The organism is Enterobacter cloacae complex sp. S2 (assembly GCF_015159675.1).
GTDB classification, from domain to species: domain Bacteria; phylum Pseudomonadota; class Gammaproteobacteria; order Enterobacterales; family Enterobacteriaceae; genus Enterobacter; species Enterobacter intestinihominis.
Genome location: NZ_JADDTS010000038.1, coordinates 1 through 25,335 on the forward strand (window position 1 = coordinate 1; position 25,335 = coordinate 25,335).

At 58.9% G+C, this 25,335-nt stretch carries 25 protein-coding genes and 5 pseudogenes; 25 read left to right on the forward strand and 5 right to left on the reverse strand.

Going from position 1 to position 25,335, the window contains the following annotated elements; genetic code table 11:
* The 3 genes and pseudogenes from IPZ49_RS17870 to IPZ49_RS17880 all read left to right on the forward strand — a co-directional run.
* The coding region (locus IPZ49_RS17870; protein WP_193762859.1) for an IS3 family transposase at positions 1-491 on the forward strand (491 nt) is incomplete at its 5' end.
* Positions 492-564: 73 nt separating this feature from the next.
* Complete coding sequence (locus IPZ49_RS17875) at positions 565-1,650, forward strand: Tn7-like element transposition protein TnsE (protein ID WP_224774939.1); 1,086 nt, start codon at positions 565-567, stop codon at positions 1,648-1,650.
* Between the two features lie 115 nt (positions 1,651-1,765).
* Positions 1,766-1,867: pseudogene (locus tag IPZ49_RS17880) on the forward strand (ATP-binding protein); the annotation flags it as partial.
* Positions 1,868-2,156: 289 nt separating this feature from the next.
* Here IPZ49_RS17880 and IPZ49_RS17885 read toward each other — a convergent pair.
* Together IPZ49_RS17885 and IPZ49_RS17890 are read right to left on the reverse strand one after the other, a co-directional pair.
* Positions 2,157-2,321 (reverse strand): annotated as a pseudogene (locus IPZ49_RS17885) (transposase domain-containing protein); the annotation flags it as partial.
* The gene (locus IPZ49_RS17890; RefSeq protein WP_071843346.1) at positions 2,266-2,529 is read right to left on the reverse strand and encodes a transposase; all 264 of its coding nucleotides are present in this window, start codon (positions 2,527-2,529) and stop codon (positions 2,266-2,268) included. The pseudogene IPZ49_RS17885 and the gene IPZ49_RS17890, both read right to left, overlap by 56 nt.
* A 14-nt stretch (positions 2,530-2,543) precedes the next feature.
* Between IPZ49_RS17890 and IPZ49_RS17895 the strand changes: the two genes are divergently transcribed.
* The 16 genes from IPZ49_RS17895 (at position 2,544) to IPZ49_RS17970 (ending at position 18,074) form a co-directional block, all read left to right on the forward strand.
* Positions 2,544-2,807 (forward strand): hypothetical protein, encoded by a 264-nt coding sequence (locus IPZ49_RS17895; RefSeq protein WP_063146951.1) that lies wholly within the window; start codon positions 2,544-2,546, stop codon positions 2,805-2,807.
* A gap of 223 nt (positions 2,808-3,030) precedes the next feature.
* A complete protein-coding gene (locus IPZ49_RS17900; RefSeq protein WP_063146979.1) occupies positions 3,031-3,312 on the forward strand; it encodes a helix-turn-helix domain-containing protein in 282 nt (93 codons plus the stop codon).
* Between the two features lie 34 nt (positions 3,313-3,346).
* Complete coding sequence (hsp20, locus tag IPZ49_RS17905) at positions 3,347-3,916, forward strand: small heat shock protein sHSP20 (RefSeq protein ID WP_000350435.1); 570 nt, start codon at positions 3,347-3,349, stop codon at positions 3,914-3,916.
* Between the two features lie 105 nt (positions 3,917-4,021).
* Positions 4,022-6,871, forward strand: coding sequence for a heat shock survival AAA family ATPase ClpK (clpK, locus tag IPZ49_RS17910; protein WP_003847763.1), 2,850 nt, complete (start codon positions 4,022-4,024; stop codon positions 6,869-6,871).
* Complete coding sequence (locus IPZ49_RS17915) at positions 6,871-7,062, forward strand: hypothetical protein (protein WP_063146952.1); 192 nt, start codon at positions 6,871-6,873, stop codon at positions 7,060-7,062. The genes clpK and IPZ49_RS17915 overlap by 1 nt, the downstream gene beginning before the upstream one ends.
* A gap of 60 nt (positions 7,063-7,122) precedes the next feature.
* Positions 7,123-8,913: an ATP-dependent zinc metalloprotease FtsH gene (gene ftsH / locus IPZ49_RS17920; protein WP_063146953.1), complete on the forward strand. Its 1,791-nt coding sequence runs from the start codon at positions 7,123-7,125 to the stop codon at positions 8,911-8,913.
* 87 nt (positions 8,914-9,000) lie between these two features.
* Positions 9,001-9,459 (forward strand): small heat shock protein sHSP20-GI, encoded by a 459-nt coding sequence (hsp20-GI, locus tag IPZ49_RS17925; protein WP_063146954.1) that lies wholly within the window; start codon positions 9,001-9,003, stop codon positions 9,457-9,459.
* 22 nt (positions 9,460-9,481) lie between these two features.
* Entirely contained in the window at positions 9,482-10,396 is a 915-nt protein-coding gene (gene yfdX1 / locus IPZ49_RS17930; RefSeq protein WP_003847769.1) for a heat resistance protein YfdX1, read from the forward strand.
* A gap of 102 nt (positions 10,397-10,498) precedes the next feature.
* Positions 10,499-11,386: a heat resistance protein YfdX2 gene (gene yfdX2, locus IPZ49_RS17935; protein WP_003847770.1), complete on the forward strand. Its 888-nt coding sequence runs from the start codon at positions 10,499-10,501 to the stop codon at positions 11,384-11,386.
* Between the two features lie 89 nt (positions 11,387-11,475).
* A complete protein-coding gene (gene hdeD-GI, locus IPZ49_RS17940; protein ID WP_003847772.1) occupies positions 11,476-12,087 on the forward strand; it encodes a heat resistance membrane protein HdeD-GI in 612 nt (203 codons plus the stop codon).
* Between the two features lie 79 nt (positions 12,088-12,166).
* Complete coding sequence (locus tag IPZ49_RS17945) at positions 12,167-13,312, forward strand: hypothetical protein (RefSeq protein WP_003847774.1); 1,146 nt, start codon at positions 12,167-12,169, stop codon at positions 13,310-13,312.
* On the forward strand, positions 13,302-13,742 hold the full coding sequence (gene trx-GI / locus IPZ49_RS17950; RefSeq protein ID WP_000786814.1) for a heat resistance system thioredoxin Trx-GI: 441 nt from the start codon (positions 13,302-13,304) through the stop codon (positions 13,740-13,742). Before IPZ49_RS17945 ends, trx-GI begins: the two co-directional genes overlap by 11 nt.
* 3 nt (positions 13,743-13,745) lie before the next feature.
* Positions 13,746-15,461, forward strand: a complete 1,716-nt coding sequence (gene kefB-GI / locus IPZ49_RS17955) for a heat resistance system K+/H+ antiporter KefB-GI (RefSeq protein WP_063146955.1) — start codon at positions 13,746-13,748, stop codon at positions 15,459-15,461.
* The gene (gene psiE-GI / locus IPZ49_RS17960) at positions 15,458-15,955 is read left to right on the forward strand and encodes a heat resistance protein PsiE-GI (protein WP_063932877.1); all 498 of its coding nucleotides are present in this window, start codon (positions 15,458-15,460) and stop codon (positions 15,953-15,955) included. The genes kefB-GI and psiE-GI overlap by 4 nt, the downstream gene beginning before the upstream one ends.
* Positions 15,933-16,898: a zinc metalloprotease HtpX gene (locus IPZ49_RS17965; protein ID WP_063146957.1), complete on the forward strand. Its 966-nt coding sequence runs from the start codon at positions 15,933-15,935 to the stop codon at positions 16,896-16,898. The genes psiE-GI and IPZ49_RS17965 overlap by 23 nt, the downstream gene beginning before the upstream one ends.
* A gap of 24 nt (positions 16,899-16,922) precedes the next feature.
* On the forward strand, positions 16,923-18,074 hold the full coding sequence (locus tag IPZ49_RS17970; protein ID WP_003847784.1) for a S1C family serine protease: 1,152 nt from the start codon (positions 16,923-16,925) through the stop codon (positions 18,072-18,074).
* A gap of 224 nt (positions 18,075-18,298) precedes the next feature.
* Here the strand turns inward: IPZ49_RS17970 and IPZ49_RS17975 are convergent.
* Together IPZ49_RS17975 and IPZ49_RS23425 are read right to left on the reverse strand one after the other, a co-directional pair.
* Positions 18,299-18,875, reverse strand: a pseudogene (locus IPZ49_RS17975) (IS5 family transposase); the annotation flags it as partial.
* Positions 18,865-19,563, reverse strand: a pseudogene (locus tag IPZ49_RS23425) (helix-turn-helix transcriptional regulator); the annotation flags it as partial. The pseudogenes IPZ49_RS17975 and IPZ49_RS23425, both read right to left, overlap by 11 nt.
* A 431-nt stretch (positions 19,564-19,994) precedes the next feature.
* Between IPZ49_RS23425 and IPZ49_RS17985 the strand changes: the two are divergent.
* The 6 genes and pseudogenes from IPZ49_RS17985 to IPZ49_RS18010 all read left to right on the forward strand — a co-directional run bounded on the left by IPZ49_RS17985 (position 19,995) and on the right by IPZ49_RS18010 (position 23,899).
* Positions 19,995-20,858, forward strand: a complete 864-nt coding sequence (locus tag IPZ49_RS17985) for a GTPase family protein (protein ID WP_063146958.1) — start codon at positions 19,995-19,997, stop codon at positions 20,856-20,858.
* 91 nt (positions 20,859-20,949) lie between these two features.
* Complete coding sequence (locus IPZ49_RS17990; RefSeq protein ID WP_063146959.1) at positions 20,950-21,771, forward strand: DUF932 domain-containing protein; 822 nt, start codon at positions 20,950-20,952, stop codon at positions 21,769-21,771.
* A 215-nt stretch (positions 21,772-21,986) separates the two neighbouring features.
* A complete protein-coding gene (locus tag IPZ49_RS17995; protein WP_015063051.1) occupies positions 21,987-22,688 on the forward strand; it encodes a WYL domain-containing protein in 702 nt (233 codons plus the stop codon).
* 40 nt (positions 22,689-22,728) lie between these two features.
* Positions 22,729-22,964 (forward strand): annotated as a pseudogene (gene ypjK / locus IPZ49_RS23380) (protein YpjK).
* Positions 22,964-23,407 (forward strand): YfjS/YafY family lipoprotein, encoded by a 444-nt coding sequence (locus tag IPZ49_RS18005; RefSeq protein WP_057064437.1) that lies wholly within the window; start codon positions 22,964-22,966, stop codon positions 23,405-23,407. Before ypjK ends, IPZ49_RS18005 begins: the two are co-directional and overlap by 1 nt.
* A 24-nt stretch (positions 23,408-23,431) precedes the next feature.
* Complete coding sequence (locus IPZ49_RS18010; RefSeq protein WP_015063048.1) at positions 23,432-23,899, forward strand: hypothetical protein; 468 nt, start codon at positions 23,432-23,434, stop codon at positions 23,897-23,899.
* Between the two features lie 301 nt (positions 23,900-24,200).
* On the opposite strand, the gene IPZ49_RS18015 is transcribed toward IPZ49_RS18010, so the two are convergent.
* Complete coding sequence (locus tag IPZ49_RS18015) at positions 24,201-25,124, reverse strand: phage exclusion protein Lit family protein (RefSeq protein WP_237765440.1); 924 nt, start codon at positions 25,122-25,124, stop codon at positions 24,201-24,203.
* Positions 25,125-25,335: the final 211 nt, after the last annotated feature.

The following is a 25,335-nucleotide window of genomic DNA, read 5'->3' on the forward strand; positions in this document are numbered from 1 at the left end:
CCCTGCCTCTTACTCTACTCAGCACATGGCAGGGCTTCGTCTATGTGGCGTTCATCATTGATGTGTTTGCTGGATACATCGTGGGGTGGCGGGTCTCATCGTCCATGGAAACGACATTCGTGCTGGATGCACTGGAGCAGGCGTTATGGGCCCGTCGACCGTCCGGCACAGTCCATCACAGTGATAAAGGTTCTCAGTATGTATCGCTGGCCTACACACAGCGGCTTAAGGAAGCCGGATTACTGGCATCAACAGGAAGTACTGGTGACTCGTATGACAACGCGATGGCGGAGAGCATCAATGGCCTTTACAAAGCGGAGGTAATACACCGTAAGAGCTGGAAAAACCGGACAGAAGTGGAGCTGACCACACTCACGTGGGTGGACTGGTATAACAATCGACGATTGCTGGAAAGGCTGGGCCATATCCCACCGGCAGAAGCAGAAAAAGCTTATTATGCTTCCATCGGAAACGATGATCTGGCAGCCTGAGTTCACAGATAAAACACTCTCCAGGAAACCCGGGGCGGTTCAGGAAAAACTCTAAAGCGGTGGCCAGTTTTAGTTGACCACTATACTTCTCAAAATCAAGGGATACAGAGACCATTTCAGTTGGCTGCTGCTGAATCAGGATGTGAGGCGATCCTTCGAGTCAATCTGGCAAAGCCTCAATCAAAGGCAAGAGCGGGTACTGCAAGAGTCGGCGTATGCCAGGTGGCAGTTCGACTTTCAGGCACCCACTTCCCTTGCGGGTACCACCATGGATGTGCGAGGCCCCTTTGATCCGGAAAGCAACGAATTGCTGGTCTGGGAGATCGAAAAGCTTCAGGAGCTCCGGTTTAGCCATCGAGGTGATATTTTTTTCCGTCACCCTGCTCTCAAGTTACCCGTCAGGGGAGAGAACACAGGCTGTGTATCCGTGCCATCGGGAGCGAAAGAGTTGGAGTTGGAGGTGGATGCTGACGAAGAGCCGACTGCTGCCAAGGAGCAGAGGTTGATTCATCTGCCCGTTGAGGGAGTCACGTTTGATGCTCAGCTGCGCACCAAGATCGCCTACAACGGGGATCGTGCCAACGGTCATGGCAAGAAGGTCGACGACGAGCAATGCCCGAGCAGAGAAATCCAACTCTCCGGCGTGGCTGATCCTGTGAGCGAGGGCAGCATAGCGTCAGGAGAATTCCAACAATTGGGTGAGGGAGAGGGTGATGGGGACGAGCATGAACGGCTTGCAGATCGCTTCTCGCTGCTCCGAGAGATTCTTGAACAAATCACCCAAGAGTCTGGAGTTGCGCTGGTAGCACTGGAAGTGAGGCCTCTGCCGCCCGTTCCACGTTGCAGCTACCACATGATTGATCACAAAAAATCACGCTGTTATCTGCTGACAAGGTTCAAGCTGCAAAACGGCGATCAACGCTACCTTCTAGAAATAGATACCTCAGACAACCGGAAGACCATGTCAACGCGGATCATGGGCTTCAAAGTAGGTGTTGAGGCAGGAAAATGCATAGACAGGATCTTGAGGGAGACAGTGAAAGGCTCGTTGCGTTGGCCAGGCGCCATGGCGAAGTACTGTGAGCCTTTGCACTCTGTGCATCACCCGAAAGAAAGCTCATCTGGGGCCAACCATGCCCGGGTGTTCGACCGGAAGTAGCGGATACACGCGGCCCTAGGCTGATTGCAGAATACACCGCAGTTCGGCTGCGATACATCTTGTCGCGCACTGCGTGCAGCCTCCCCGAAACTGCCCGGAGCCATGCCAAGGCGATATAGGCCCCTTGGGAGTCGGCAAGACGCATCTGGCCATCGCACTGCGCTATCGGGCGGCGCAGTGCGGCATCAAGACCCGCTTCATCACTGCGGCCGACCTTGGTGCTGCAACTGGGCGCGGACCAGCGTAACCGTCCGGGCATCCCGGCTGGCTTGCCCCCGCCAAGCTAAGAGATGGTGGCAGTTCGTGATGCCGTTTCCCGGGTGCACGCGATCCGAGACCACGCGATCAAGCAGGAAAAGGAGCACCTGGGCTTGCCTGACTGACCGCAGGCCGGCGACGACAAGGTGGAAAAGTTCGGCGTGTGGCTCTGGCGGCAACGATCCCGCGAAGGGCGGACGGTGCTTGAGCTGTTGAACGTAAGCGTGCGGGCAAACCGTCTTGCGCGACTATGCCGGATGCCACCTATGCGGCAGCAGCTCTGCAATCTCACTCGCCCGCTGCGTCGGCAACCGTGTCAGCACATCCTTGAGATAGGCATACGGATCGTGCCCATTATTACGGGCCGACTGGATCAAACTCATGATCGCAGCAGCGCGCTTGAGCATGCGAACCCGCGCCGAGCATTTGAGAAGGCAACGGGATGAACGCTGGCTGGATAGCCGTGGTTTTCTGGGTAAGCAGGCGAATCCATTTGTGGACGAGGTTGGCATTGAGGCTGTAGCCCAAGGCGATGTTTGCGATGGAGGCACCGTGTTCAGAACACTCCTGAATGACCTGGGCCTTGAAAGATTTGCTGTAGGTACGGCGCTGAGGGCGCACGGAAAATCCGCTTGATGGGCCATGGCCTTCGGCGGCGGTGTCGGGAAGGTGTGTTGGCCGGACGGATACTGTTGAACTACGTTGTCTGGGGCAACGGAAGTGTTTCAGCCCGACTCTGGAACGCGATCCGCAGCGGCGACTGGGCAATTCCGCAAGTTGGCCTGAGCAGCCTCGGGGAAATCGTCGTCTGGGCGCGCCCAGACGAGTTTCCGCAAAGGAACATGCAGACGAGCAAGGGGCTGCGGACACTCGGCTACAACGTGAGGATCGGTGTTTGATCGAGGCGCCTGTGGCACACGCAGGCTGACGAGCCAGGCGCTGTCCATTGCCTGATCAGGCCGCCCCCCTGCGCCTTGCCTGAGCAGTTGACCTGCATCAATGAGGCGGGAGAACGCTGTAAATTGACTCTTGAAGTTTGTCATGTTAGGTCTAATATTTTACAAAGTATTGCAAGGATTTCCTTGGCCGGAACCGCAAAGCGACGCGATTGGAGAGGGTGAGATGAAAGCGCACCTACAGGTGATTTTCACGCTCGATGAATTGGCTGCGTACTTGAAAGTCGGCAAGCGGACGCTTTATCGGCTCGCCGCGCACGGGGAAATTCCGGCTTTCAAGGTGGTCGGGACGTGGCGGTTTCGTCAAAGTGAAATCGATCAGTGGCTCAATGATCAGACCCGAGCCGGAGCAAAGAAGGAGGTGATGCGCAAGCGTGAACAGCAGAAGTCATCCGAGCAGCCCGTGTCGCCTGGGCGCACTGCCCGTCGCAGCAGGCAAAGGGCTTGAGTAACTCGTTTTCCAATTTTTCTGGAGGTATGACATGGACATCGATTTCAAGAAGTTGGCTCCCTGGAACTGGTTCAAGAACGAGCAGCAAGAGCAGCAGACCGCCTCTTCCCTGCCGGTGCAGCGCAATGACCTGCCAGCGGCGAGCGGGCCAGTCAGCCCGATCCTGCAACTGCATCGGGAAATCGACCGGCTGTTCGATGACGCATTCCGGGGCTTCGGTTTTCCGGCGTTGAACATGCCGCAGTGGCCATCCGATTGGTCGGGCATGCTGAAGCCGGCCCTGGACATCCAGGAAACCGACAAGCAGTACAAGATTGCCCTGGAAGTGCCCGGTGTCGAGGAGAAGGACATCCAGATCACCCTCGACAACGACGTGCTGATGGTGCGTGGCGAGAAGCGCCAGGAACAGGAGAAGAAGGAAGGTGGCTTCCACCGTGTGGAGCGCTCCTACGGCAGCTTTCAGCGTGCCTTGAACCTGCCTGACGACGCCAACCAGGATTCGATCAAGGCATCGTTCAAGAACGGGGTGCTCACGGTCACGATCGACAAGCGCGAGGTCAGTGCGCCGAAGCAGGGACGCTCGATCCCGATCAACGGCTGACGTCGCCGGCTCGTTCGTCACAAGAAAAACCCGGCCCGAGACGAGGTGTCGCGGCTCGCGATGCCTCGTCGCCTCAACCTTGTCAACCTTCTCAGGAGCATCAGCATGGCCAGAAAACAATGCCAGGTCTGCGGCCAACCCGCCACCGTGCGGGTGGAAGCCAATCTCAACGGTCGTCACAGCACCATGCTGTTGTGCGACGACCATTACCGGCAATTAGTGCGCCAGCAAAAGCGCACCGTTTCGCCGCTGGAAGCCTTGTTCGGTTCGCGCAGTGGCCTGTTCGAGGACTTCCTCGGCAGTGACTTCTTCCGCATCGGCGACGACGCGACGCCAGTTGCCGCCGATACCGATGACGTGGTCGATGCCTCGTTTGGCGAGCCCGCCGCCGCAGGTTCGGGTGCGCCGCGCCGTCGCGGCAGTGGGCTGGCCAGCCGCATCAGCGAACAGTCGGAAGCCTTGTTGCAGGAGGCCGCCAAACACGCTGCCGAATTTGGCCGCTCCGAGGTGGATACCGAACATCTGCTGCTGGCGCTGGCCGACAGCGACGTGGTCAAGACCATCCTGGGTCAGTTCAAGATCAAGGTCGATGACCTCAAGCGGCAGATTGAGTCTGAGGCCAAGCGCGGGGACAAGCCCTTCGAGGGCGAGATCGGCGTGTCGCCGCGCGTGAAGGATGCGCTCAGCCGCGCCTTCGTGGCCTCCAATGAACTCGGCCATTCTTATGTCGGTCCAGAGCATTTCCTGATCGGTCTGGCCGAGGAAGGAGAAGGGCTGGCCGCCAACCTGCTGCGCCGCTACGGCCTGACGCCGCAGGCGCTGCGCCAACAGGTCAGCAAGGTGGTCGGCAAGGGCGCCGAGGATGGACGCGCTGAGACGCCGACCAACACGCCAGAACTCGACAAGTACTCGCGCGACCTGACCAAGATGGCGCGCGACGGCAAGCTCGACCCGGTGATCGGCCGCGCGCAGGAGATCGAAACCACCATCGAGGTGCTGGCCCGGCGCAAGAAGAACAACCCGGTGCTGATCGGCGAGCCGGGTGTGGGTAAGACCGCCATCGTCGAAGGGCTGGCGCAGCGCATGGTGGCGGGTGAAGTGCCCGAGACCTTGCGCGACAAGCGCCTGGTGGAACTCAACATCAACGCCATGGTGGCCGGCGCCAAATATCGCGGCGAGTTCGAGGAGCGCGTGCAGAAGGTGCTGAAGGAGGTGACCGAGCACCAGGGCGAGCTGATTTTGTTCATCGACGAGGTGCACACCATCGTCGGTGCCGGCCAGGGCGGTGGCGAAGGCGGGCTGGACGTGGCCAACGTGTTCAAACCGATGATGGCGCGCGGTGAACTCAACCTGATCGGCGCCACGACGCTGAACGAGTACCAGAAATACATCGAGAAGGATGCCGCACTGGAGCGGCGCTTCCAGCCGGTGACGGTGCCCGAGCCGACGGTGGCCCAGACCATCATGATTCTGCGCGGCCTGCGCGACACCTTCGAGGCGCACCACAAGGTCAGCATCTCCGAGGACGCGATCATCGCGGCGGCCGAGTTGTCCGACCGCTACATCACGGCGCGCTTCCTGCCGGACAAGGCGATCGACCTGCTCGACCAGGCGGCCGCGCGCGTGAAGCTGTCGGCCACGGCCCGGCCGGTGGCCGTGCAGGAGCTGGAGTCCGAACTGCACCAGCTGCGGCGTGAACAGGATTACGTGGCCGCGCGCAAGCAGTACGACCAGGCCGCCGAGCTCGGCAAGCGCATCGAAGCCAAGGAGGCCGAGCTCAAGAAGCTCGTCGAGGACTGGGAGCGGGAGCGGGCCTCCGGCAGTGCCGAGGTAAAGGCGGAACACGTGGCGCAGATCGTCTCGCGCCTGACCGGCATCCCGGTCAACGAGTTGACGGTGGAAGAGCGCGAAAAGCTGCTGCACTTGGAACAACGGCTGCACGAGCGCCTGGTGGGACAAGACGAGGCGGTCCGTGCCGTGGCCGATGCCGTGCGGCTGTCCCGCGCCGGCCTGCGCGAAGGCAGCAAACCGGTGGCTACCTTCCTGTTTCTGGGCCCGACCGGGGTGGGCAAGACCGAGCTCGCCAAGGCATTGGCCGAATCTATCTACGGCGATGAGCACGCCCTGTTGCGCATCGACATGTCGGAATATGGCGAACGCCATACCGTGGCGCGGCTGGTGGGCGCGCCTCCGGGCTATGTCGGTTACGACGAAGGCGGTCAGCTCACCGAGAAGGTGCGGCGCAAGCCCTACAGCGTGCTGCTGCTCGACGAGATCGAGAAGGCACACCCTGACGTCTACAACATCCTGCTGCAAGTGTTCGACGACGGTCGCCTCACCGACGGCAAGGGCCGGGTGGTGGATTTCACCAACACCATCATCATCGCCACGTCCAACCTGGGTTCGGACATCATCCAGCGACGGCTGAAGGCGCGTGAGGCGGCTGGCGAGGAGTACGAAAAGACCAAGGCCGAGGTCATGGACGTGCTGCGCGGCCACTTCCGGCCCGAGTTCCTCAACCGCATCGACGAGATAATCGTCTTCCATGCGCTGGGCAAGGAGGAGATCCGCCACATCGTCGGCCTGCAGCTCGATCGCGTGGCGCGCAGCGCCGCCAGCCAGGGCGTGACGCTCACTTTCGATCAGACGCTGATCGACCATTTCGCGGAAGAAGGCTACAAGCCCGAGTTCGGTGCGCGTGAACTCAAGCGCCTGATCCGTAGCGAGCTGGAAACTGCGCTGGCGCGCGAGATGCTCGGTGGCGGCATCGGCAAGGGCGATCACGCCAGCGCACGCTGGGACGACAAGGCCGAACGCGTGGTGTTCGAACGCAAAGAGCCACCGCAGACCCCGGCCGAGCCGGAGCTGCCGGATGCCGCGAAGGCGACCGAGACGCCGCACGGCGACGCTGGCAAAGGCTCGCGCAAGAAGAAGTCGGCGAGCGACGCATCTTGATGGCGGGCGAGGCTGCCGTGTCCGACCCCATCGGCCTGGCATGGGCAGCCTCCCTGGCCTCGATCGCGGTGGCGGTCGTGGCCGCGGGTCAAGCGGTCGTCTACAAGCGTGATCCGCGGTCGGCCACGCCGTGGGGGCTGCTCATCAGCGGCGGCACTGCTCTCCCGCTCGCTGGCCATCCGTTTGCGTGACGGTGCGGCCCGTCTGTTCACCTGATCCTCTGGCAACTCGACTTTCGAGGAACACGGCCCATGGAAAAAAAGAATCAATGGAATACCGGCTACTGGATCGTTGCACTCCTGCTGTTGTTGAGTTTGCAGAGCTACTGGCAGACGGCGAAAACCGTCGAGCCGGTGCCCTACAGCGAGTTCGAGAAGGCGCTGGCCGAGGGGCGCGTGGCCGAAGTGCTGGTGTCGGATCGTACGGTGACCGGGCGCCTGAAGTCGCCGGACAGCCGGGGCAAGACGACGATCGTTGCAACGAGGGTCGAACCCGATCTTGCCGATCGCCTGTCGAAGTACGACGTGCCCTATGCCCGCGTGTTGGAGAGCACCTGGCTGCGCGATGTGCTGTCGTGGATCCTGCCAGCGGTAGCCTTCTTTGGCGTCTGGTTCTTCCTGTTCCGCCGCTTCGCCGAGAAGCAGGGCATGGGCGGGTTTCTCAACATCGGTAAGAGCCGCGCCAAGGTGTTCGTGGAAAAGAACACCGGTGTGACGTTCGCCGATGTCGCGGGGGGGGATGAGGCCAAGGCGGAGCTGGTCGAGATCGTCGATTTCCTGAAGAATTCGCAGGACTATGGCCGTCTCGGGGCGCGCATTACCAAGGGCGTGTTGCTGGTCGGCCCACCGGGCACCGGCAAGACATTGCTGGCCAAGGCTGTTGCCGGCGAGGCGGCGGTGCCCTGCTTCTCCATCTCCGGCTCAGAGTTTGTCGAGATGTTCGTCGGCGTGGGTGCGGTCCGTGTGTGCGAGCTGGCCCGCGGGCAGGCGCCGGCCATCATCTTTATCGACGAGCTCGATGCGCTGGGCCGCGCGCGCGGCGTAGGCGGCCACGACGAGCGCGAGCAGACCCTCAACCAGCTGCTCACGGAGATGGACGGCTTCGACAGCTCGGTCGGGCTGATCATCCTCACCGCCACCAACCGCCCCGAAATCCTCGACCAGGCGCTGCTGCGTGCCGGCCGCTTCGACCGCCAGGTGCTGTTGGACCGGCCCGACATCAAGAAGGGGCGGCTGGACATCCTGAAGGTTCATGTCAAGAAGGTGACGCTGGCCCAGGATGTAGACCTCGAACAGGTAGCCGCACTGACCACGGGCTTTTCCGGCGCGGACCTCGCCAATCTGGTCAACGAGGCGGCGCTGGCGGCGAGGAGACGCCGTGCGTCCGCCGTGGAATTGCAGGACTTCACCGCGACCATCGAGCGCATCGTGGCGGGCCTGGAAAAGAAGAGCCGCGTGCTCAACCCCAAGGAGCGGGAAACCGTGGCCCATCACGAGATGGGCCATGCGCTGGTGCTGCCCGAAACCGACCCCGTACACAAGATCTCGATCATCCCGCGCGGCATCGGCGCGCTGGGCTACACCTTGCAGCGCCCCACCGAAGACCGCTTCCTGATGACGCGTACCGATCTCGAGCACAAGATCGCCGTACTGCTGGGCGGGCGTGCCGCCGAAAAGCTGGTGTTCGGCGAGTTGTCTACCGGGGCGGCGGACGATCTGGCGCGAGCCACCGACATCGCCCGCGACATGATCACCCGCTTTGGCATGGACGAGGGCCTGGGCTACATCGCCTTCGAGGCGCAGCGGCCCCGCTTTCTCGATACACCTGAACTGGCCCACGGCGGTTGCCGGTTGGCCGAATCGACCCAGGCGCGCATCGATCAGGCTATCCGCGACATCGTGATGGGCGTGTTCGAGCGCGCCTACCGGATTCTCGACATCAACCGCGCGGTGCTGGAGCGCTGTGCGCGCGAGCTGCTGGCGCGGGAAACGCTCGACGAAAGCGATATCCGTCAATTGACTCAAGGACTTGTTCGGAACTGAAAACAGTAGTAGGTGCCATTCAGAGTAAACCGACGGCTCTGTTCAGTGCGTCATCCAATTCGTCGGCATTGTTCAAGGAGAACCGATATGTCTGCATTGACACCGTGGGACCCCTTCCGGGAACTGGATGAATTGCAAAACCGCCTGGCGACGATGTTCGGACGAATACCCCAGCGACAGGGCGCCCGTACCGGCAACGAAGCCATGACCACGGCGGACTGGGCACCAATGGCGGACATCAGCGAGGATGAGAACGCATTCCTCCTCAAGCTGGATCTGCCGGAGGTCCCCAAGGATGCCGTGCGCGTCAGCGCGGAAAACGGTGTGCTCACCATCAGCGGCGAGCGCAAACTGGAAAAAGAGGAGCAGGGCAAGAAGTTCCACCGCATCGAACGTGCGTATGGCCGCTTTGTGCGCAGCTTTGTCTTGCCTGACAACGTTGATCCGACCAAGGTGACGGCTTCCATGAAAGACGGCGTGCTGGGAGTGCGGCTTGTCAAGGCCGAGCAAGCCAAACCGAAACAGATTGAAATCTCAGTCAACTAACTTCAATCAAGAGCCCAAGATCATGAATATCAAACAGCCACAATACACCTTCTCCGCACTTGCCCTGGCGGTCGTCGTCGGACTGAGCGGACCGGCTCTGGCCCAATCGGCGGCAGGTTCTAGCCCAGGTGCTGCAGCACCCTCTGCCGCATCCAAGGCGGCACAGCCACAGGTAGATGACAAGGCCGCCCGGGAAGCCGATAAAAAGCGTGCCGAGCTCACTCAAGACGCCATCACGGCGCTCACCAAGACCCAGGAGGCTTTGACCCTCCTTGATGCAAATAAGACCAAGGAGGCGCTTGCTGCGCTGGAACTGGCCAGCGGAAAGATGGAACTGGTATTGGCACGCGACGCCAAACTTGCTTTGGCGCCGGTCGATGTACGCGTCATCACCCACGATATCCACGCCAACGTGGAATCGGTAAAGAAAGCGGTCAAGTTGTCTCGGGAGTTGTTGGGTGATGGCGAGGTGCAAAAGGCCCGGCCCATCGTTGCCAATCTGGCCAGCGAAATCGTAATCCAAACCGACAACCTTCCGATGGCAACGTACCCGGCAGCGATCAAGTCGGCCGCACGGCTCATCGACAGCGGCAAGATCGACAACGCCAAAGCGGAACTCGCCCGAGCACTGAACACGCTGGTGGTGACCTCGGTCGCCTTTCCTCTGCCCGTGCTACGGGCCGAAGCCGCGATGGCAAAAGCTGAAAAGCTGGCCGAGACCGACAGGCGCGATGCCAAGCAGAACGAGGAGCTCAGCACCTTGCTGTCGTCCGTGCGCACGGAGATCGAGATGGCGCAGATCCTGGGTTATGGCAAGAAGGCGGACTTCAAACCCATCTTCGATCAGGTGAAGTCCATTGAGCAAAAGTCGGCTGGTGGCAAAAGCGGCAAGGGATGGTTCGACGAGTTGAAGACGCGCATCCAAAAGCTGTTTTGAGGTGATGAAGGGGCTGACTGCTCTGTCGGTCAGTCTCGCGATGTTCGCATTCAGCCCCAATAGATTCGCCTATTTTCACTATCTCATACGAGGCATATCACCATGAATGAGCAAACACCGAATCCCAATGCGACGAACGAAGGAATAAACGAACAGGCCGCGGTAAGCAGCCTTCCTGTCAGTCCAGAGTCCAAGCCTGAAGTCGTCACGGAGGTACAGCCTGAGGTTCAGAAAGAAACGGACTCGCAGGCGGAAGACAAACGTAAACAAGTCCTCGATGAGGCAGTCTCGGCCTTGTCGCTGACCAAATCCGCGCTGGCCGCACTTGACGGCAAGGACACTGCACGCGCATTGGCAACGCTGGCCGAAGTGACGGGAAAGCTGGAGCTGATCGTCGCGCGCGAACCCACGCTCGCCCTGGCCGGCGTTGATGTGCGCACCATCGTGCACGACTTGTTCGCCAACACGGAAACCATTGAGGCGATGACCGACGAGGCGCTGGATGCCCTCAAACATGGCGAGGTGCAACAGGCTCGCCACGTGCTGGCTTTGCTGGCCAGTGAAATCGTGATCACGGTCACCAGCATCCCTTTGGCGTCCTATCCCGCAGCCGTGAAGGCAGTCGTGCCGCTGATCGATCAGGGCAAGATCGAAGAAGCCAAAGCCGCGCTGCAGTCAGCGCTCAGCACGCTGGTCGAGGAGCGCAGCGTGCTTCCGCTGCCCGTCCTGCGTGCGAAGCTGCTCCTGAAGCGCGCCGAGCCCCTGGTAGAAGATGGTCAGCGCAGCGAAGCATCCAATGAGCGCCTGGAGACATTGTTGAACGAAGCCCGGCAGCAATTGGAAATGGCAGAACTGCTGGGCTATGGAAAAAGGAAGGACTTTGAGCCCCTGTACGCTGAACTCAAGAAAATCAAGGAAAAGACGGGAGGGGGAGGCTGCGGAAAAGGCTGGCTCGATGAAGTCAAGGCAAAACTGTCCAAGTTGTTCTGAAACCCCTGGATAGGGGGCGCATAGCGCCCCCTCTCTTGTTCCATGAGTGTTTGATTTTTTATTCTGTATAGATCTTTAGGAGATATTGCATGAACACAGACACCATCGCTAATTCCAATGCGGATGACCCCACCAAAGCACTGTGTTCGCTGAGCCAAAATTGGTGGCTTTTTGTGCTGCGCGGTGTCTTGGCATTGATTTTTGCAGCCCTCGCGTTCTGGATGCCACAATCGGCTCTGTTGGCCATGACCATCATGTTCGGCGCATTTTCCTTGGTCAATGGCGCGTTCAACTTGTTTGCAGCGGTGCGCCATATCCAGAAAAAAGAGCGCTGGGGCTGGCTGCTGTTCAGCGGCATTGTCGGCATACTTACGGGCGTCGTCGTCCTGGTTGCTCCTTGGGCCGCCACGATAGTCTTGGCTTCTTTTTTATGGGCTAGCGTGGGCTTCTGGGCGATTTTCACCGGTGTGCTGGAGATATCCGCCGCCGTTCGGCTGCGTCGGGAAATCAAGGGTGAAATCTGGCTTGCCCTCAGTGGACTGCTCTCGATTATCCTTGGCGCTATCGTCTTGTGGATATTTTTTACCCGTCCGGTCGAGTCATTCGTGGCCGCAGGCTGGCTGTTGGGTTTCCATGCGGCAGTCTATGGCGTCACGCTTTTGTTCTTGAGTTGGAGTCTTCGCAAAACGCGCCTGGGGTAAGAGCGTGCCAAACCAAAATCTATGGATATGAGCATCCTCGATTCATACCTCCATAGAAATGACATCGAAGGAGTCATACATGCAGATGCAATATAGCTATCGAGCTATCGACAAAGAGTTTCATGAACCTTGGCAGAGAACTTTGGGAAATGTGATCGAGCACGCCCTCAAGCCATTGCTCGACAAACACACTAAAGATTCAGCGCAACTTCAAATCGTCCTTGATCGCGACAAGATCAAGCGGCAATTTCTGGCCAGTGGCTATATGCACCTGCCCGGCAAAAAGATTGTCAGCGTTACTGCATCACATGACGAGCTGACGCCCCTCGCGAAGATGCTCGCACAGTCGTTGTTCCGTCAGGCCAGGAAGCATTTTGACCGACTGCATGCTCAGGATCAAATCAAGCGCAAAGCACGACGCGAGCGCTTGCGCGAGCTCAAGGTGCGGATTGCCGCAAAACCCGCATCAGCCGCCCATGAGGCCGAGGTGACCCGAATGCCTCTACTGTCGAAACTTGAGGCTGTCGCAAGGCGTGAGCTGGCTTATCTGCGGGCCGTCGGCGATTTACCGCGCGATTATCCGACGCTGCGCGACGTGGTGGATGAAGCGATTGTCCGAGCTGAGGTGGAATGGCAATCCGTGCCGGGGGAAAAAGAGGCTTACACCGATCTTTTGAAGCATCTGTTCGCCGTCCTGGATAACGAAGTGGCAAGCAGCCGGCAATTTGGCGAATTCGTTTCTCTGGACGCACCGGTCGAACCGGATGCCCAAGACGTGGCCGAGGCCATGGTGGAAGAGGAAATCTTCGAATTTTATCAGCCCGATGACACACTCAAGCTGGCCGATATCTTCGCTGGCAGTCAGCATCCCGATGTCGCAACGATCGCGGAACAGGAGGAGCTGATTGATCGGTCGAGCGAGCTCGCTTTTGCATTTGACCTGCTGAAGGACATGCCGCGTTTGTGGCGGCGCATTTTTCTGCTTATCCGTGTGGACGGGCTGAATGCCAGCAGCGTCTCTGAAATCCTGCTGATTCCTAGTAAGGAAGATGCTGTCCGAAGGTGGCTCATGCAGGCAGAAGCATTCATCGCTGCTCATCTGGAAGAGGCCGGAGTAAGCAAAAACGGGAACGATTGGCTCCAAGGCGTTGATTGGTCGGCATTGTCTGTGACCCGAAGCGAGGCAGCCTCACTGTGGTCCAAGGAGGCGAACCATGAAGAATGATCTTCACCTCGTCTGCCCGCATTGCCAGTCCATCAACCGCGTACCGACTGCGAAGCTATCGGAACATCCCAACTGTGGCCGCTGCCAGCAGCCCTTGTTCACGGGCGAGCCCATCGAGTTGACCACGGCGACGTTCTCGCGCCACGTGGAGCGCAGCGATCTGCCGCTACTGGTCGATTTCTGGGCGCCATGGTGCGGGCCGTGCAAGATGATGGCGCCACAGTTCCAGCAAGCGGCGCACCAGCTCGAACCGAGGATCCGGCTGGCGAAGGTGAATACCGAGGCTGAGCCCCACCTGGCCGCGCAGTTCGGTATCCGCAGCATCCCGACGCTCGCCCTGTTCCAGGGTGGGCGGGAGATCGCCCGTCAGGCCGGCGCGATGGGCGCGCAGGACATCGTGCGCTGGACGTCGACGCAAGTGGGACGCTGACCGATGCAGGCCTTACTCGGCGATACGCTAATCCTGCTGGCGGCTTGCAGCCTGGCGTCGATGGCGACGGCGGCGTTCAGAGTGCCCGCCTTGCTGGGGTATCTCTCTGTCGGCGTTGTACTGGGCCCCTCAGTCATCAGCGTGATCGCGCCGGGGGAGACGCTGAGCTTTCTGTCCGAGCTGGGCGTGGCGCTGCTGTTGTTCATGGTCGGACTGGAATTCTCCCTCGGACACTTCTGGCTCGCCCGCAGGACGGTGCTGATGGCGGGCGCTCTGCAGATGATCGCCGTGGCCCCGCCGCTGATCCTGCTATTGATGTGGCTGGGGCAGCCCGGCCAGAGCGCCGCGCTGCTCGGCACTGCGGCGGCCATGTCGTCCACGGCGCTGGTCAGCCGACAACTGGCCGACCAAGGCGAGCTCACCACCCGCCACGGCCGCAGTGCCATCGCCGTGCTGGTCTTTCAGGACCTGGCCAGCGTGCCCCTGCTGGCCTTGCTGGCGATCTGGGCGCGCGGCGAGTCGCCGAAGATCGAGCATGTGCTGCTCGAAGTATTCGGTGTGCTGCTGCTGTTCGCGGCAGCGGCCCTCGCCTCGCGCCGTCTGTTGCATGGCCTGCTGGGCTGGGTGGCGCGGCGGGGCCACGAGGAATCGTTCGTGCTCGTCTCCTTGTGCGTGGTGGTGGCTGCCGCCGCCGCTGCGCACGCGGTCGGCGTATCCGCCGCCCTGGGGGCCTTCCTCGCCGGGATGGTCCTGGGCGAGAGCGACTTCCGGCACCACATGGAAAGCCACCTCAGGCCCTTTCGCGATGTGTTGTCGGGCGTGTTCTTCGTGACCATCGGCCTGCAACTGGACGCAGCACAGATTCTTTCGGCACCGCTGGCGGTGCTGGCGTGGCTGGTGGTGCTGGTACCAGTCAAGATCCTGCTCAATACGCTGGCCTTGCGGGCGACGCGCCTGTCCGCCCTCGATGCCTGGCGCGCGGGCATAGCGTTGGGGCACGGCGGCGAGTTCGCCCTGCTGTTGTTGGGCACGGTCTTGCAGCAGCATCTGATCCCCGCGACCGTCGTCCAACCCATGCTGGTCGCGCTGGTGCTCAGCATGGCTCTGGCACCGCTACTGATCCGCCATCACGATGTACTTGCCCGGTTCTCGAGCCGCACCGGCGGCGTCATTCAGCCACCCCAGGCTGAAGAAGTCGAGATCGCCGCGCAGACGACGCGATATCGAGACCATGTCATCGTTTGCGGCGCGGGCGAGCTTGGCCTTACAGTCAGCGAGATTCTTCGCCACGCCGGCGTGGCGCATCTGCTGCTGGAGGCGGACGCGCAGAAGGTCGAGGCCGCGCGTGCCGCCGGCGCGCCGGTGTTCCATGGCGATGCCAGTCGGCCCGATACCTTGCTGGCTGCCGGCTTGACGCATGCGCACTTGGTGGTGCTGACGTTCGCCCATGCCCAGCAAGCGTTGCGCATCGCCCAGGCGATTGCCGAGCGCCGTCCGGCGCTGACCTTGTGGGTGTCATGCAGAAGTACGACCGCGGCCGATGCATTTCGCGCCATGCCCAACGTGCGCGTGTATCAGCAATCCTTTGCCGCAGCTATTGGGCTGGCGGAACAGGTGATGTCGACGCTTGGCATGTCGACCGAGCTGATTGAAGGACACATCAACGCAATGCGCCGCCGTCTCGACAGCAGCCGTTTTCCAGGGAGTTCATCGTCATGAAATCAACACGCCTTAACCCATTTCAGGTCTTGCGTGACCAATTGGCCATCATGAGTTTTTACGAGCGCTTCGAGCAGGTCGTCGCGCTCGTGCTGTCGGCGGTGATCGCCGTCATCATCGTGGTGTCGCTGTTCCAGCTCATCTCCATCGTCTTCACGCTGCTGGTTCTCGATGCCTTCAATCCCCTGGACCACAAGGTATTCCAGAGCGTGTTCGGTATGATCATGACGCTCTTGATCGCGATGGAGTTCAAGCATTCCATCGTGCGCGTGGCGCTGCGTCGGGACAGCATCATCCAGGTCAAGACAGTGGTCCTGATCGCGCTGATCGCACTCTCCCGCAAGTTCGTGGTCCTCGACTCCGACGCGAGCCCCGCAAAGATAGCCGTGCTGGCAAGCGCCACGCTGGCTCTGGGTGCGACCTACTGGCTGCTGCGCAAGCGCGGCGACCGCGCCGCCGAGACCTCTGAGCATGACCCGTCATCATCCCAGTGATCCGCGCACGGCGCTCTTGCAACACCGCTGGCTCAACCGCCTGCAGACCGGGCTGTTGGTCCTGACCCTGGTCGGGATCGCAGCCGCAGCAGGGAGACTGCCGTTTGGGGAAGGCTGCCTGTGGCTCGCGCTGTTTGTCGTTGCAGGTGCGTTGCTGCTGGAACCGGTAGCCGCGTCGGCGCTGAGCTTGCGCCTGTACCGCGTACGGGCCTTGCACCCGCAAGAAGCCCACGAGATGTGGGCCCGGTTGCGCGAGCTGCCCGCCCGTGCCGGTTTGCCCGCCACGCCGGTGCCGCACTATGTGCCCAGTGCCGTCGTCAACGCCTTCGCCACCGGATCGAAGCAGGAGGCATCGATCGCCCTCACCGATGGCCTGCTGCGCAGCCTGAGCCCACGCGAGCTGGCGGGTGTGCTCGTGCACGAGGTCGCGCACATCGCTAATGAGGATCTGCGTGTCATGGGGCTGGCGGATTCCGACAGTCGCCTCACGAGCCTACTGGCCCTTATGGGACAGATCGCGATCCTGCTCAGCCTGCCCGCGCAGCTGGTTGGCGCGGCGGAGGTCTATTGGCCTGGTCTATTGTTATTGGCCGCATCGCCCCAGCTGGCTCTGCTCGCACTGCTCGGCTTGTCTCGCGTGCGTGAGTTCGACGCTGACCGCCTTGCGGCGGAACTGACTGGCGACCCGCAGGGGCTGGCGTCCGCGCTGGCGAAAATCGAGCGGGTCAGCCGCTCCTGGCGTGCCTGGCTATGGCCGGGATGGGGCAATCCCGAGCCCTCCTGCTTGCGCACGCGTCCGGCAACGCAAGAGCGCATCGCACGCCTGCTGACGTTGGCGCCTGGGCCAGCATCAGCGTTGCCACTCCGCGCGCCCCATTTTTTGCCGGAATCCGCTTTGGCGACGCGCCCACCGCGCTGGCGCCCGAGCGGGCTGTGGCGCTGATTGCCCATCAACAGGAGACGTCTCATGGCCTATCTCGACCCGTACCAACGCCCCGCGCCGGACCGCTTCGTCCGGCGCGGGCTCTTCATCACCGCCTGCATTGCCGCGCTCATGCTGCTGTGGCAGTTTCTGCCCGCCATCGAAGCATGGTTCAGTCCGCGCGAGGCAGCAGAACGCACCGTGATGGCGCGTGGCGATCTGGCGGCGGACGAGAAAACCACCATCGAACTGTTCGAAAAATCGCGCGCCTCGGTGGTCTACATCACCACCGCGCAATTAGTACGCGATGTCTGGACGCGCAACGTGTTCTCCGTGCCGCGCGGCACTGGATCGGGCTTCATCTGGGACGACGCCGGCCACGTCGTCACCAACTTCCACGTCATCCAGGGCGCGTCCGAAGCCACCGTCAAACTGGCCGACGGCCGCGACTACCAGGCCGCGCTGGTGGGGACGAGCCCCGCGCACGACATCGCCGTGCTCAAGATCGGCGTCGGTTTCAAGCGCCCGCCGGCCGTGCCGGTCGGCACCAGTGCCGACCTCAAGGTGGGTCAGAAGGTGTTCGCTATCGGCAACCCCTTCGGCCTGGACTGGACGCTCACAACTGGTATCGTCTCCGCGCTCGACCGCTCGTTGCCGGGAGAAGCGGGCGGCCCGGCCATCGATCACCTGATCCAGACCGACGCCGCCATCAACCCCGGCAATTCCGGTGGCCCGCTGCTCGATTCGGCTGGGCGGCTGATCGGAATCAATACCGCCATCTACAGTCCGTCTGGCGCCTCGGCCGGCATAGGCTTTGCGGTGCCGGTCGATACCGTCATGCGCGTGGTGCCGCAACTCATAAAGACCGGCAAGTACATCCGTCCGGCGCTGGGCATCGAGGTGGATGAGCAGCTCAACGCGCGTCTGCAGGCGCTGACCGGCAGTAAGGGCGTATTCGTATTGCGCGTGACGCCGGGCTCGGCGGCGCACAGGGCCGGGCTCGTCGGCGTCGAGGTCACCGCAGGCGGCATCGTGCCCGGCGATCGCGTTATCAGCATCGACGGTATCGCCGTCGACGACGTCACCACATTACAGGCCCGGCTAGACGACAAGAACGTTGGAGATGTTGTGGTCTTGTTAGTGGAGCGGGCCGGCAAGACTCGCGAGATGCTTGTGGAACTACAACCGGGAGTTTGATGGAAAGTGGGTCATGGATCTGCACAGCGAAGCAGCCAAGCGACTTCAGCCTTGCGCCGAACTACGAGCCCTAGCTAGGGATGGTCTGAAGTAGCCCTGTATTTCCGGCTGACTTCAGCCACTGCTGATTTTGAAAGCGGTGAACCGATCAAAAACGATCGGATCACCCGCTCATTTCGGTGCTTTCAGCCGTCGCGAGCACCTTGCGACGGCCATTTTCCGCATTACAGGCGCACCTCTCCTGCGCTTGCCAGCAAATGTCGGCGGGCCATCCATAGGTTCGACAGGGCAAACAGCGTCACCAGTTGTGCAGTGTTCCTCACCAGCCCTCGGAAACGTACCTTGGTGTAGCCGAAACTGCCGCTTGATCACGCGAAACGGGGGCTCTACCTTCGCTCGCACTTGCGCCTTGGCCTTCTCGATCTTGCGCTTGGCTTTGTACAGGGCGCTGCGTTTATCGAGCATCTTGTAGGTGCTGCGGCGTGCTGCGACCTGCCAGATCACTTCTCGGTCGGCATGCTCGGAGCGCTTTTCGACGCCGGTGTAGCCGGCATCGGCGCAGACGACGTTCTCGTCGCCGTGCAGCAGCTTGTCGACGTGGGTGACATCCGCCACGGTGGGTGCCGTGCCCACCACGCTGTGTACCAGCCCCGATTCATCATCAACGCCGATGTGCGCCTTCATGCCAAAGTAATACTGGTTCCCCTTCTTGGTCTGGTGCATTTCCGGGTCGCGCTTGCCGTCCTGGTTCTTGGTTGAACTGGGCGCGTGGATCAGCGTGGCATCGACGATAGTCCATCTTGATAATATCGGGCCGCTCAACGCTCGGGTGCGGCACGAAATCCAGCTCGACGATGCGCGTCCACTGGATGTCGTTATCCTGTCGTTCGTTGGCTTGTGGCTCCTCGTAGAGCAATGTTGGTGCTTCGATGCGGGTGACGACGAAATCCCGAAACTCTCTACTCTTGCGATCAAAGGCCCGGACGTGCCAGCGCATGCCGGTATCAACCAAAGCAAAGGGCACAATTACCCGCTCGGACTCGCCGCTGCTCATCGAGTAGTAGCGGATGGCGACGGGTCGCTTAGCGTGGATGCCTCGGCAAATCGTGGCTAACACATCCATCTTGGGAATGCTTAGGGCTGCGGGGGATTCGCATGGTAGCAGCGCCTGCATTGAGCCGTTCACGCCATCGCCAAAACCGAGAGACAGCGCCGACAGAACGCGCAGCGATGCGTGCTCGAACAACGGTGAGAACTCCTGCCCGATGCGATAAATCTTGTTGCTACCATCGAAGGTGATGTTATGCGGCGCAATTTCCCGGTACAAAGCCAAATCGCGTGTCGCCCCTGCCGGAGCCACACCGAAGCGCTCAATCAGATCAGGGCGTCCGATCTCACCGAAGAAATAGAGCCGAAAATCGATGTAGGCCAACCTCTCGCGCTGGACCAAACTCAAGTCCTCAAGCCGCTTAGAAAGGGAACCAAGCATGAATCATCACTATAGGGAAAAAATGAATATTTAATACGGTAATCCATAAAGTGCCATGATTATAATCAAATTGATGATAATCAGCATTAATACTTATGTAACAGCAAGAATTTATGTCTCAAACGTAGACAGTCATCGTATGGGCTGATGTTTCTATACCGTTAAATTGATGCCATCCAACTATAAAACCTTGCTGCCCAATGCCCTATAGCTCCCTCAGGCAATTTGCCCTTATCCACTGTTCTGGTCTGGGGATGAGGGATATCAGAATAACCTAACGACTCAGGGACTGGGATCACAGGCAACCGTGGCTCGTCGCTTACCTTAATTCAAATTATTTTCAGATAGATATCATTCTTCTGAACATACCCGATTAACGGCAGAATCTCACGATTCTGCCGTTTTTGTATAATTTTTCAGAGGAGTAGCTAATGAACAATTCTGAAGGTTTGAAGTCGTTTCAGCAATCGCTTGCTGGCCTGCCACAGTGGGTGTCTGAACGTATATTGCAGCAGATAAATCAGTTAACCCATTACGAGCCAGTAATCGGCATTATGGGTAAGAGCGGTGCCGGTAAATCCTCACTCTGCAATGCCCTGTTTGCCAGTGAGGTATCACCGGTCAGCGATGTCGCGGCCTGTACACGTGAGCCACTGCGCTTTCGACTGCAGGTTGGCGACCGCTATATGACGCTGATGGATCTACCCGGCGTGGGCGAAAGTGGCACTCGCGATACCGAGTATGCTGCGCTGTACCGAGAGCAGCTTTCTCGCCTCGACCTGGTGCTGTGGCTGATTAAGGCTGATGACCGGGCACTGGCAGTGGATGAGCACTTTTATCATCAGGTGATTGGGGAGGCATACCGGCATAAAGTGCTGTTTGTTATAAGCCAGTCGGACAAGGCCGAACCCACCAGCGGTGGGGGACCGTTGTCCACCGCGCAGAAGCAGAATATCAGCCGCAAAATCTGCCTGCTGCATGAGCTGTTCCAGCCCGTACATCCGGTGTGTGCTGTGTCGGTCCGTCTACAATGGGGGCTTAGGGTGATGGCCGAGCGGATGATTAAGTGCCTGCCACGTGAGGCCACCAGCCCGGTGGTGTCGCAACTCCAGCCTTCCTTTCGCACGACGGTAGTCCGGGAACAGGCTCGAAGCGATTTTGGTGAAACCGTCGGTGCTCTACTCGATAGCATCAGTGCCTTTCCTCTGATACCCACACCTGTGCGGGCCGTCATTCAGGCCGTGCGCACCACCGTGGTCTCTGTGGCCCGCGCCGTCTGGGATTTCTTCTTCTGAGTATTTAATCCATCCCTGTTATTTCCCTGACCCTGTCGCCGATGCGACGGGGATCCCCTTTATTTGTTTTCCCGTTATGAGGAGTCTGCTTATGACCCGTCTGGCTTCGCGCTTTGGCGCTGCAAACATTATTCGTCGTGACCGTCCGTTAACCCGCGAGGAGCTGTTTCGCGTGGTGCCCAGTGTGTTCAGCGAGGACAAACATGAATCCCGTAGTGAACGCTACACTTATATACCCACCATCTCCTTGCTGGACAGCCTGCAGCGAGAAGGCTTCCAGCCATTCTTTGCCTGTCAGACCCGTGTGCGTGATCCGGAGCGTCGCGAACACACCAAGCATATGCTGCGTCTAAGGCGTGAGGGACAGATAACCGGTAAGCAGGTGCCGGAAATAATCCTGCTCAACTCTCACGATGGCAGCAGTTCGTACCAGATGCTGCCGGGACTATTTCGTGCGGTTTGTCAGAACGGCCTTGTCTGTGGCGAGTCGTTTGGCGAGGTACGGGTGCCGCACAAGGGGGACGTGGTGAGTCAGGTGATTGAAGGCGCGTATGAGGTACTGGGGATTTTTGACCGGGTGGAGGAGAAACGGGATGCCATGCAGTCGTTGCTGTTGCCGCCTCCGGCACAGCAGGCACTGGCAAAAGCCGCTCTCACATACCGCTTTGGTGAAGACCACCAGCCGGTGACTGAGTCGCAAATACTCTCCCCACGCCGCTGGCAGGATGAGAGCAATGACCTGTGGACCACGTACCAGCGGATTCAGGAAAACCTGATTAAGGGCGGACTCAGCGGGCGTAATGTTAAAGGCGAACGAACGCATACTCGTGCCGTGCGTGGCATTGACGGGGACGTGAAGCTTAACCGTGCGCTGTGGGTGATGGCTGAAACACTGCTCACACAACTGCAGTAGACGTTTTATGTTGCCACATTGTTATTATCGGACACCACCTGTCCGAATTGCTACGTGCTCGTGTGCCTCAATCTCCCGGTAATAGCCTGTAACCCCGTTACATCTGGCTTTTGCAGAAATAAAAAATAGTTTCTGCGTTGTCCATACCCTGTCCGCCCCCCTGTTTAAAGTAATCACATCATTTTCAGTCAGTTAACTTTCCTGGAGAACCTCTCATGACACAGGCAGAACGCCGCCATGACCGGCTGGCTGTCAGGCTGTCACTGATAATCAGCCGTCTGGTGGCGGGTGAAACGTTGAGTGTGCGCAAACTGGCCGCTGAGTTTGGCGTGTCAGTGCGCACGCTGCGGCGTGATTTTCGTGAGCGACTGATGTATCTGGACCTGGAGTATCAGTCCGGATACTGCCGCTTACGCACTGCTGGCAGCGAGATGCAGATGGTGCCCGACGTGCTTATCTTTGCCCACCGCAGCGGGCTGGCCGGACTTTTCCCCGGCCTTGACCGCCGTCTGGTGAACGCACTGCTGATGTGCGATGAGTCTCCCTGCGTGATAGCACCAGCTAGTCCGGTTCCTTCGCCTTCAGGAGCATTGTCTTTCTGGAGACTGATTCAGGCCATTACCGGGCGCAGGCGGGTGACGCTGATTGCCGAGGGGCAGCGCTGTGAGCGGCTGGCTCCCTGCCGGTTACTCATCCACCAGCAGGCCTGGTATCTGGTGGCGGAACACGACGGACATATCGCCGTATTCACCCTGGATGAGATCCATCTGGTTCAGCTCCTGCAGGAGAGTTTCCGGCGTAACGACAGTCTGTGTCGTCTTGTTGAAGACCCGGTCTTTATTCAGACCTTACCCCATTTTCGCTTTATCCAGCAGTCACTGCTTACGTTTGTTCCGGCCGACAGCCCACCAGAATAGCGTAAGCGTTGTTATCAACCCGGCAACAGGGAGGAGCCCTATGCCCGTAATTGCCATTATCGCCATTGTTGCCATCGTCATCATTCTGAACAAAACCGGGGTGTCCGACAGCCTCACGGCCCGACACTTGCCACCGTTGCTGCACTGTTGACGGGCGGAGGTGCAGCCGGTGCTGCCAGTGTTGCACTGACGCCGTTCGCCGGTGTGCCGGTGGGTATTTTTGTGGGGATTTATGTCTTTGCCAAAGTGGTTCGTCTGATTTCAGGAAAAAAATAATGAAACGTAAAACACTACCTCTGCTGGCACTGGTTGCCACCACTCTGTTTCTGAGCGCCTGCGATGACAGAAGTGATGAACTGAAGGCCATCAGCAAGTTCAAAGATCTCACCCCGCCGCGCTTCAGCGATGTGGTCAGTCGTCAGGATGATGTCAGCGAAGAATGGTCACAGGTTGGCTTCTCATCCGGTCTCACCCTGCAGGTCTTACGTACCCGCCAGTCGCCCGATGGCTGCGAGGGCGGTAGTTACTACTACCTCGTGGATATGCAGGAAAAAACCGTCCAGCCGCTGATGAATGCGCTTTGTATTGCCGACAATATCAAACTGGAATACCACGAGGTTACGGACCGGTATACGAAGGAAAAATACTTTGAGTACTCCCATGACGGAAAACTGATGGGTCGGCTGCTGATACCCTCAAACCCTGAGAACCACGAATAAAAAACAACGATAAAGGAGACAGAAATGACAATAGGTTCACTAAGCCGGTTTGTACTGGCATGTTCACTGTTTACCAGTTTTACAGCCTCTGCGGTTCCTGGACTCTGGCAGCAGGGCTATGGCCAGGGCAATACGGAATACAACGTGACGGATGCCAGTGGGAAAATGTTTACCATCAATTGCACGGGAAATCCGGACCAGAACGGTTTCTACCAGCATTCTGTTTTTCTGACCCAGACGGATAACAGGATGGTCAGTTCGCACGATGACGGCACCACGATCACCGTGGTAATGAATCACCAGCAGTACGTTATTCCGTCCAGACTAGGCTGGCGAAATGGGGATAACGCCTGGTATGACTTCATCAGCGATATCCGCAAAGCCCGACAGTTTGAGGTCTACGTCAATGACCGCAAAGCGGGCTCTTTCAGTGCTGACTCGACGAATGCAGCGAAGGTCCTGCCCACTCCCGGAGAGTGTGGTAACGACTGATACCCGCATTTTCTCCCACAAACCAACCCCGACAACCTCCTGGCTGCCGGGGTTTTCTTTTACCCATAGCCTGAAATGTCCCGACCGGTATTATTTACATTATAAGAATGAGCTTTGACCCGTTGAACTCACAGCACAGAGCGGACAGAAATCAAGGTCAATAAGGTCTGCTTCAGACAAAGAGCGGTCATTCAATGATAGAAGATTCTATTTCATTTTTGTGCCAGAAGCTGCCGCTCAGTAACTCCCGCAATAAACGGCGCGAGGAATGAGCGTCCGGCGACCGAATTTGATTACCTTGTTATATGCCATTTTCAAGATCTGCGATTAGGTCAAAGCATAGCGATTTATAATCCTTTACGATCTTCGGCTGAATGGTTATTGAATGATATTTCAGCAACGTAAGGGCGAATGAGGAAAAATACAGCCAGAACCAGTCATCTTCCGGTAAATTGACATCTTGCACAGTCGCCGACCAACGCCCGTAAATGGGAGGATGAGTCTCTGAACCCGCGAGGCGGTTTCTTCCTGTTGCGAAAAGGATAAAGGCGGATGCTAGAGTGATCCCCATCATACGCTTCATCCTAACCTTTTCCGGGGGATACCCACTGCTTGCGGCGTACTGATCGATCTTGGATATCATCATATCTTTAGCGAACTGATCACACAGATATTCTTCGTCCTTCGGGTCTTCAGGTGCATTTCCTTCAGCTGAGAAAATTACGTGCTTCAGTTCATGTAAAAATACATATGCCGTGGCCATGCACGTGAGATCATATACTGCAGCGCGCTCTAAATCTGACGGCCTACCCTTCTCAGGATCAGGAGTAGCCACTGGCCATTCAAAGTCGTCTTCATAAAATGCAGTGCTCAGGTCTTTCACTGCATCAAGTATCGACTTGAAGGCTTCATCTTCTGCTGCCTGATCTGGAATCTTGTTGATTTCGTTTATGTCGAGAGTGGTACCGAATGATTTGAACAATACGATCAACGAAGTATAACAATGTAACGCCTGCCTTCCCGCATAACCGAAAAGCCACATTTGACGCATTGATCTGCTGGTGTACTGGATTGCGGAGAACCCTCCAGCATCTAAGTTAAATCCTTCGCGGTCAGCAATCAGTCGGAACTGGGCATCATAATCGTTAGCGATAGATTCAATCTCTGATGCTCTCTCCGGAACAACACCGTCAAAAAGTTTTCGAACAATGTCTGTCGTTTCCACTAGTCCTCCTATAGCATATAACAGAGCGTTATACCGGTCCCGCAAGGTCGGCTTCCTTGCAAGCCAGATTACTTTGTAAGGTCAGAAAGTCCAATGACAGCTTTATGTACGAAGCAGTCATTGAGCTACTACGTATAAATGACCGCTCCTGGCCCACAGCAGACAAGCTTAGGATGCTGAAGGTCTGCTGAGAGCGATAAACGGAAATTCG